Source organism: Pseudomonas sp. FA-1, assembly GCF_056856075.1.
On sequence record NZ_JBWXTH010000059.1, the window covers coordinates 1 to 264 of the forward strand.

General features: G+C 66.3%; 1 protein-coding gene. It reads left to right on the forward strand.

What is annotated here, in order from left to right:
• A partial coding sequence (locus AC1MHZ_RS23470) for a DUF6531 domain-containing protein (RefSeq protein WP_482967021.1) occupies positions 1-264 on the forward strand: 264 nt, incomplete at both ends.

Below are 264 nucleotides of genomic sequence, written 5' to 3' on the forward strand. Positions count from 1 at the left end.
TGCCGTGGGCGGCCTGGTGGGCAACCCGGTCGACCTCACGACTGGGCGCAAGGTCATTCACGACGAAGTCGATTTCAGCCTCCCGGGCCTCATGCCGATCGAATGGTCGCGCTTCTACGCCAGCGACCTGACCGTCGACAGCGTGCTCGGCCGTGGCTGGGTGCTGCCTTGGGAGCAGAGCCTGCGTCGCAGCGGTAGCTTCATCTACCTGACCGACAACCAGGGCCGCGAAGTCCCCTTCGTCACCCTGCAACCAGGCGAGCG